Raw genomic sequence first — 5953 nt, forward strand, 5'->3', positions numbered from 1 at the left:
GTTCTTGCCCTAGAAACTGCAATTGGTCACCAACGGTACAGCTATTTATACAAAAACGGTGAGCCAATGTTTTTCCACCGTTTATCTTGAGTTCTCTTTTAATGAAGCAACCATCGCAATAAGTCTCAAGCAAATCGTCAATTTCACTGATTACTGTTAGTTTGTTCAAAATTGCTTCATCCTTTCATAAAAGTCACACACTTCTTAATTTTACAMTCTATTCACTAAGAAAGTGCTACTTTATCTTACACCCTCATTGCTTTTGCTTGCAACTGACATTATAATAGTCAAGTTGGAAATCAACACGTTTTTTCGCGGTTCGTAACCTTCTCGCGTTATCAAAACTTCAGGAGGATATCTATGTTTAATGAAGTACTTGGATTAGGATTTGCAATAGTCAATATGATATTCGTGTTAATCATGTATAAATTTTTTGGAAGAACGGGATTATTTGTCTGGGTTGGATTCGCCACTGTTTTGGCAAATATACAAGTAACAAAGCTTATTGAAATTTTTGGCTTGACCGCAACTCTCGGCAATGCCGTTTATGGAAGCATTTTTTTAGTCACTGACATTTTAAATGAAAAATATGGCAAGAAAGAAGCCAAAAAAGCAGTATGGTTAGGCTTCACTTCCCTTTTAATGATGACTGCCATCATGCAATTCGTGATCCAGTTCCAGCCAGCCCCTGATGATATTGCACAGGAATCCCTTTCGACGATTTTCGGATTGATTCCGCGTATTGCACTTGGAAGTATGATTGCCTATCTTGTCAGTCAATACACCGATGTTCTCATTTTCAGTTTCATACGCAAACTGTTTCCATCTGACGGTGCATTCTGGATTCGCAATAATGGATCGACTATGCTCAGTCAATTACTGGATACACTAATTTTTACTTCTATTGCTTTTTTGGGTGTTTACTCAGCAGAAGTTTGGTTAAGTGTATTTATTTCAACTTATGTCTTGAAATTCTTGGTGTCTATACTCGGAACGCCTTTTGGTTACATGGCCAAACGAATGACACCGCTGGATGAAAAATAAGGAGTTGTTTTCATGCTTGAAGTGTATATTGATGGAGCAAGTGCAGGAAACCCAGGTCCGAGCGGTATTGGTATATTCATCAAAGGCGAAGGTCATCAACTTCGCTTTTCAGAATATATAGGGATTTATGATAATCATACGACAGAATTCATTGCCTTATTACGAGGTCTGGAAGAAGCACAGAAGCTGTCAAAAGAATTGATATCCGTCAGATCAGATTCACAGATTGTTGTTGCTGCCGTTGAAAAACGATACGCTAAAAACCCAGTGTTTAAGGAATTGCTCGATAAGGCACTTGAAATTGCCGATACTTTTGATTTCTTCTTTATTAAATGGGTGCCGGACAGCTCTAATCTAACTGCCGATCAATTAGCACGAAAAGCCATTATAAAACAAAAGGACTCATAAGCGTATTACGCTTTTGAGTCCTTTTGTTTCTTTTTATTATTGGTATGTGTTTTAAATGAGCAGTACAATAAAAGCTTCCGAAATATTATCCCTTCAGCCAAATTGCAGTGCCTCTAATCATTAATTTTGCACAAAAAAACAGATTCTCCGAAGAGAATCTGTTTATAGGTTATTCTTAAAATTAAGCTTTGTTTACGTTAGTAGCTTGTAGGCCACGTTGTCCTTGCTCGATTTCAAAAGTAACTTCTTGACCTTCGTCAAGAGATTTGAAACCTTCGCTTTGGATAGCGCTGAAATGTACGAATACATCGTCTCCGCCGTCACGTTCGATGAATCCAAAACCTTTTTCTGAGTTAAACCATTTTACTTTACCTTGTTCCATGTGTGTTTCCTCCTCGTGTACTAAGTACACATTGTGTTACTATCCTTGCTCAAATCGTGGAGATAAAATCTCTTACAAGTCTTACTCTTATCCGAACAAAAATAATCCTCTATAAATGTAACATGAAACCCGGGTTAATGCAAATGAAAAGTTCATGTATTTTCCTAAAAATCAGTTTTTTATTAAGAATTATTTTCCATCAAATTTGCTCAATAGAGCTCCGATAGCCCCGCTGTATCCATTGTCACTCAAAAACACTGGTGTCCGGTTTTTCCGTATTGTATAGCTACCAATAACCTTTTGAAGAGGGTCATTTTCTGCCAGAGTTGATCCAATATATACAATATGTTCCACATTTTCAGCATCAGCACATTGAATACTTAAAGTTGAAATGACTTCACCAACCAGACCTTGAACTGTCGCTAGAATATCTTCTCTTGACCGTTCAAGGAGCGGCCTTAATCCTGCATCACCAAAATTGCTTGCAGTCAGCCCTCCATCAATAGGCGTTTTATTGCCATAATAGATATCACTTACCAACATGTCGACTTCAGCGCGGCTTCCAGTGGCAGATAGCTCAACAATTTGTTTGAACTCATTAACGCCAGTCATTAATGCTGACATTCCAAGTAATGTCCCCCCACCAATTCCAGTCCCGGCAATTCGTACATGAGCATCTCCTTTAAGAGAATGAATGGATGTACCAGTTCCGATATTGGTGATGACAGCTTCTTCGAAATTTTGGCCGTCCTTTTTCAACTGATATTTGACACCAGCAACTGTTGCATCAAATTCCACCAGATAATGTAGATTTTCATGGGATTTCAAAAAAGTCTTTAATTGTTCAGCACGGCCACCGGTAAGTCCGATTTGAATATCATCTTTAAATGTAGTAATCCAATCACTTACCTTTTGTAAATCTGCGGAAGGAAAGTGTATCAAATTCAACTGTTGGTCTTCTTCAAAGTAAGCGATTTTGGTTAAAGTACCACCGACATCTATTCCAATTGCTTGTACCATATCTATTCTCCTTTAAACACACGAAAAAGCGTCGCTTTCGGGCGACGCTCAAAGTTGTTATGCGCGATTGCTCTCTGCCACTTGTTTTACACGTTCTACGAATTCGACAATCACTTTGTCATTGCCAAATAACAAGAATAGTTTAATGAACCATTTTAACGGATTATTTGTAGTTGTATAAACAAATTTCGTTTTAGAATCAGGTAATGCTTCGACTTCATATTTCGCAGTAATCTCAAATAATTGCGCAAGCGTAAATGCTACTTTCATATGTTTGTGAGTTGGAGTGTTTTCGTATTCGGTAACGTGCACATCATAGGCTTCTACACGGTTGCCTTCAAGGTATTCTTGGCGATAAACACTGCCCACAACTTCTTTCGTTTCAGTGACGGGCGTATTGCTGACTACTTTCGGCATGATTTGTTGCATCTTTTCCAAGTCGCCGTCCAAATACTTCCACACATCTTCAATTGGTGCATCAATAACAATTGATTTCGTCCATCGTTTCAAGTGGACACTTCCTCTCAAACTTCATACATATAGTTTAGAGAAAACTCCACATTTAGACAACCTCTTATTTTCGATACACATGTATTTTGTAGGCACTCCATTGTTCTTCCAACTCTCTCATGTGAACGGTTTTCCATGGGTTGAAAAATACTTGACCATTTTTATTGAAGAAGTAGTTTTGATCGATATGGAAACTTGCATGAATGATTTGGTTTTTGTCATCTTTCCACACGAGGATATCATGTTGGAAAATGGCATCCATGGACAAAGGCACTTCTTTATAACCAAGTTGTGTCAGGCCATTAATAAATGTGGTCGGGTGAACCCATTCCTTAATAATCCAGTCTAACGTATAACCCTCCTGAATCGATGCCGCAGCAAATAAAGTGGATGACAAACAATTGGCTCCATGTTCGTTTGGATACGTGTTGACATATGTACTTGTGACACTTTCCGTAGGTACATACGGATCAAATATTCCTGGAGTATCGTAATCAAAGGCAATGCGATTCAGTAAATCCGATTTTAACGACTTCGGCAACTGGTTCCATACTTCTTTCTGAATAGCTGTGTATTGTCGATCATTCGAAACAAATTCGTATGGTGCCAACAGCGATTTGGCAGGCTCTCTCAAAATCCCTTCGAAATAACGGGCTTCAAATACAAGTCCTCTTCCTACCTGTTGCTGAATTTTCAATATCGCTGTCTTTACCTTTTGGTTCAAAGCAGGAAAGACACGATGTGGCAAGACAACTACTGTAGTAATGTCTTCTGATAATGTCCAATACGTGTAGCAGCTGGCATATGAAACCGCAGTATATGTCGGATGCTTCATAAACTCTTCTTTTGAAAAAAGTAAACAATTCTTGCCAAATTCTTTCAAAAAATGTTGATCTTGCTCTCTGAGAAAGAACACATCTTTTTCTGGGACGAATGCTTCTTCCCATTTTTCCAATTTCCCTTGACTCAAATTAATACGCTTACTCAAAAAAACCACCAACCTCTATAGATTCCTACCTATACTACCAATACTTCATGACGTTCCTGTAACATTCACTTTACAATCAAGTCCTTCGGAACCGCCTTAATGTCTTTTGCAAGCAAACCTTTGTCCAAAATCATTTGAATCGCCAACTCTTTTTGAGTTTCCCCAAATTGCAGGATGATTCGATCACTTTTTAGTTGAACGATATGACCTTCACCAAATTTCTTATGGACAATCTTAAGACCAACTGTCATTTCTCGTATTTCACGAATGGTATTTGGATTCTCGGGGTCTACCTGTTTAGTCACAGCTTCACTTTGTTTGGAATTTTTCAGCAGGATACTTCTTACTTCACTAATAAACCGCGATTCAACCTTTTCTTTCCCATCCTTCTCTGCATACGTCAACAATTCTAGATGTTGTCGTGCTCTCGTCATTCCCACGTAAAATAAGCGTCTCGCTTCCTCAAGCTTTTCGGTGTCCCGCTGGTCTTCGTCAGATGGAATCGTTCCATTATGACAATCAATCATGTACACATGATCGAATTCCAACCCTTTTGCACTGTGAAAAGTGGATAACGTGACGGCGTTTGGATCTTTGATCTTTTTTGCTTTTTGCGTAAGCTCATCCAATTCTTTTAATCGCTTGGCAAATGCCTCCATCGTCGTGAATGGCTCAGCGATTTGTTCGAGTGTACGGATCATGTCGAGCAGCACTTCAATACGAAATCCAAATTTCTCTGCACGGTTTTGTAAAACTTGTTCATAACCGAGTTTTTCTCTTATTAAACGAATGACGCTTTTCGGACGCGATTCTTTCATTTGCTCATAGATCGTTGCATAGCTCTGCAATGATTTAATTTGATAATCCTTTAACGGGACGTGTCTAGAAAGAAGCTGAAAGACATTTCCTGCTTCTTCAATGTGCTCAAATTTACGAATTTGGTCGTTTGATAAATACAGATTGAATTTCCGTGCAATTTTCAGGAAAATATCTTTTCGTTCTAAATTAAAACTTAATCGCATGAAATTCAATATATCGTCAACTACCCAATGAGAAAAAAATCGTTGATCGACATCTTTCATATAAAACGGAATGCCTCTTCGTTCCAACTCACTTATATAAAGAATGGCACTTGCATTATTCCGGAAAAGAATGGCTGCACTGCTCGTTTCTTTTAAATCAAGCAGTCCATATATGACATATCTCATTTGGGCTTGATCGTCATGCAATCGTTTCAATTCAATATCCAATACAGGGCTGTTTTTTGTAAACATTTCTTTCTTGTACCTGATAGTGTTTCTTTTGATGAATTGATTGGCAACCGAGACGATATTGGCAGATGAACGGTAGTTTTGTTCCATCTTCAATATTTTGGCGTCTGGATACGTCTCTTTAAAGTTAAGTAAGTATGAAGGGTCTGCAGCTCGCCACGAATAAATCGTTTGATCATCATCTGCCACGACACATAAATTCCGATGCCCTTCAACAAGCTTTTCAACAATTGCATGTTGAACTCTCGAAGTATCTTGGCTTTCATCCGTTAACACGTAATCATACAATTTCGAGAAACTTTCCATGATGTGTCTGTCTGTAGATAAAGC

At 38.3% G+C, this 5953-nt stretch carries 8 protein-coding genes; 2 read left to right on the forward strand and 6 right to left on the reverse strand.

What is annotated here, in order from left to right:
- A partial coding sequence (locus tag AC1DSB_RS12980) for a zinc-finger domain-containing protein (protein WP_477586855.1) occupies window positions 1-169 on the reverse strand: 169 nt, incomplete at its 3' end.
- 191 nt (window positions 170-360) lie between these two features.
- Between AC1DSB_RS12980 and AC1DSB_RS12985 the strand changes: the two genes are divergently transcribed.
- Window positions 361-1044, forward strand: coding sequence for a queuosine precursor transporter (locus AC1DSB_RS12985; protein ID WP_477532540.1), 684 nt, complete (start codon window positions 361-363; stop codon window positions 1042-1044).
- Between the two features lie 12 nt (window positions 1045-1056).
- Window positions 1057-1452: a reverse transcriptase-like protein gene (locus tag AC1DSB_RS12990; RefSeq protein ID WP_016427349.1), complete on the forward strand. Its 396-nt coding sequence runs from the start codon at window positions 1057-1059 to the stop codon at window positions 1450-1452.
- Between the two features lie 181 nt (window positions 1453-1633).
- On the opposite strand, the gene AC1DSB_RS12995 is transcribed toward AC1DSB_RS12990, so the two are convergent.
- The 5 genes from AC1DSB_RS12995 to AC1DSB_RS13015 all read right to left on the reverse strand — a co-directional run.
- Window positions 1634-1834, reverse strand: a complete 201-nt coding sequence (locus AC1DSB_RS12995; RefSeq protein WP_016427350.1) for a cold-shock protein — start codon at window positions 1832-1834, stop codon at window positions 1634-1636.
- Window positions 1835-2023: 189 nt separating this feature from the next.
- Complete coding sequence (gene coaW / locus AC1DSB_RS13000) at window positions 2024-2854, reverse strand: type II pantothenate kinase (protein WP_477532539.1); 831 nt, start codon at window positions 2852-2854, stop codon at window positions 2024-2026.
- A 57-nt stretch (window positions 2855-2911) separates the two neighbouring features.
- Window positions 2912-3364 carry an SRPBCC family protein gene (locus AC1DSB_RS13005; RefSeq protein WP_477532538.1) on the reverse strand — a complete coding sequence of 151 codons (453 nt, stop codon included), beginning with the start codon at window positions 3362-3364 and terminating at the stop codon, window positions 2912-2914.
- A gap of 64 nt (window positions 3365-3428) precedes the next feature.
- Window positions 3429-4352, reverse strand: a complete 924-nt coding sequence (locus AC1DSB_RS13010) for a hypothetical protein (protein ID WP_477586853.1) — start codon at window positions 4350-4352, stop codon at window positions 3429-3431.
- 65 nt (window positions 4353-4417) lie between these two features.
- The coding region (locus tag AC1DSB_RS13015; protein ID WP_477586854.1) for an ATP-dependent helicase at window positions 4418-5953 on the reverse strand (1536 nt) is incomplete at its 5' end.

The sequence above is a fragment of the Paenisporosarcina sp. P4_E4_2 genome (assembly GCF_056401595.1).

Excerpts from the sequence above, each read along its gene's own strand:
- coaW (WP_477532539.1), bottom strand. The coding sequence starts at position 2,854 with ATGGTACAAGCAATTGGAATAGATGTCGGTGGTACTTTAACCAAAATC.
- AC1DSB_RS12995 (WP_016427350.1), bottom strand. The coding sequence starts at position 1,834 with ATGGAACAAGGTAAAGTAAAATGGTTTAACTCAGAAAAAGGTTTTGGA.
- AC1DSB_RS12990 (WP_016427349.1), top strand. The coding sequence starts at position 1,057 with ATGCTTGAAGTGTATATTGATGGAGCAAGTGCAGGAAACCCAGGTCCG.
- AC1DSB_RS12985 (WP_477532540.1), top strand. The coding sequence starts at position 361 with ATGTTTAATGAAGTACTTGGATTAGGATTTGCAATAGTCAATATGATA.